This is a genomic window from Arthrobacter sp. SDTb3-6, from assembly GCF_013376095.1.
Lineage (GTDB): Bacteria > Actinomycetota > Actinomycetes > Actinomycetales > Micrococcaceae > Specibacter.
In genome coordinates, this window is sequence record NZ_JAAMFN010000104.1 from 1 (window position 1) to 1582 (window position 1582).

At 65.2% G+C, this 1582-nt stretch carries 1 protein-coding gene; it reads left to right on the plus strand.

Going from position 1 to position 1582, the window contains the following annotated elements:
• Nucleotides 1–266: 266 nt before the first annotated feature.
• Nucleotides 267–1574, plus strand: a complete 1308-nt coding sequence (locus tag G6035_RS19460; protein WP_176618751.1) for an MFS transporter — start codon at nucleotides 267–269, stop codon at nucleotides 1572–1574.
• Nucleotides 1575–1582: the final 8 nt, after the last annotated feature.

Sequence of the window (1582 nt, forward strand, 5' to 3'; positions counted from 1 at the left end):
CCGGGAAGCATTGGAGCCAACTCGATTGCACACCTTGCAACAACGGCGCCGCACCGGGTAAATTCCCGGTGCGGCACCCAGTTCCCTGCCGCCGGCAGTTCCGATGTTCACCAAACCCTTGACAGTGATTCCGCCCACACATAATCTAGTGCAACAGCGTTGCACTCATTGCAACCCAAACTTTTTTGGTGGAACCCATGACAAATCACAAAAACCCCGGCACGGGCCGGACGGCAACGGTGCCGGCCGCCGACGGGCAATTGAGCATGAGCGGGCAGCTGCGCCCGGGCGGCGGCAACGGACTTGACGCCGGCACGCGGCGGCGCGTCATCACCGCCAGCTTCATCGGCAACTTTGTTGAATGGTTTGACTACGCCGTCTACGGCTACCTGGCAGCCACAATCGCCCACGCGTTCTTTCCCACGGCCGACAAGCAGACCGGGCTGCTGCTGACGTTTGGCGTCTTCGCCATCTCCTTCTTTGTCCGCCCGCTCGGCGGCTTCATCTGGGGCCAGATCGGTGACAAGGTGGGGCGTAAGAACGCACTGTCGCTCTCCATCCTGATCATGTCCGGCGCCACGTTCGCCATCGCCCTGATCCCCGGCTACAACACTGTGGGCCTGGCCGCACCCATCCTGCTGTTGGTGGTGCGTGTGGTCCAGGGCTTCTCCGCCGCCGGCGAGTACGCCGGGGCCTCGGCATTCCTGGTCGAGTACGCCCCGCCGAACCGGCGCGGCATTTACGCGGCCGTGGTGCCCGCCAGCACGGCCGCCGGCCTGCTGCTCGGCTCCCTCATCGCAGCCCTGCTGTCCATCACATTGACGACGGGACAGATGAACGACTGGGGCTGGCGCCTGCCGTTCCTGCTCGCCGCCCCCATGGGCCTGATCGGCAGGTACATCCGCACGAAGCTCGAAGACACCCCCGCCTTCCGCGCCATGGCGGAGAAGGACAACGCCGTCAAGGCCCCCGTCGCGGCGCTGTTCAAAAACCACTGGCAGGGCCTGCTGCTGGCGGTGGGCGCGGTGCTGCTCAACGCCGTCGGCTTTTACGTCATCCTCAGCTACATGCCCACGTACCTGAGCGAGGAACTGGGCTTTGGCGCCGCGGAATCGTTCCTGGCCACCACCATTGCCCTGCTCACCTACATCGGCTTCATCTTCCTCACCGGCCTGGCGTCGGACAGGTTTGGGCGCAAGCGCGTGCTGATCACCGCTTCCGTGCTGTTCATCCTGCTGACGGTGCCAGCCTTCATGCTGCTGGACACCCGGAACTTCCTGGTGATCCTGCTGGTGCAGATCCTGCTCGGCGGCATGCTGACACTCAACGACGGCACCCTGCCCAGCTTCCTGGCCGAGCTGTTCCCCACACGCGTCCGCTACAGCGGCTTCGCCGTCAGCTTCAACCTGTCCAACGCCCTGTTCGGCGGCACCGCACCGTTCGTGGCAACGCTGCTCATCGCCACGTCCGGCTCGAAGCTTGCGCCCGGCTGGTACCTGATGGCCGCGGCCCTGATCTCCCTGGTGGCCGTGCTGTGCGCCAAGGAAACGTCCAAGGACCCGCTGCAGGCCTGACGCGCCCG

What these genes read in the sequence shown, in the direction of transcription:
- G6035_RS19460 (WP_176618751.1), top strand. Translation starts at nt 267, where the DNA reads ATGAGCGGGCAGCTGCGCCCGGGCGGCGGCAACGGACTTGACGCCGGC.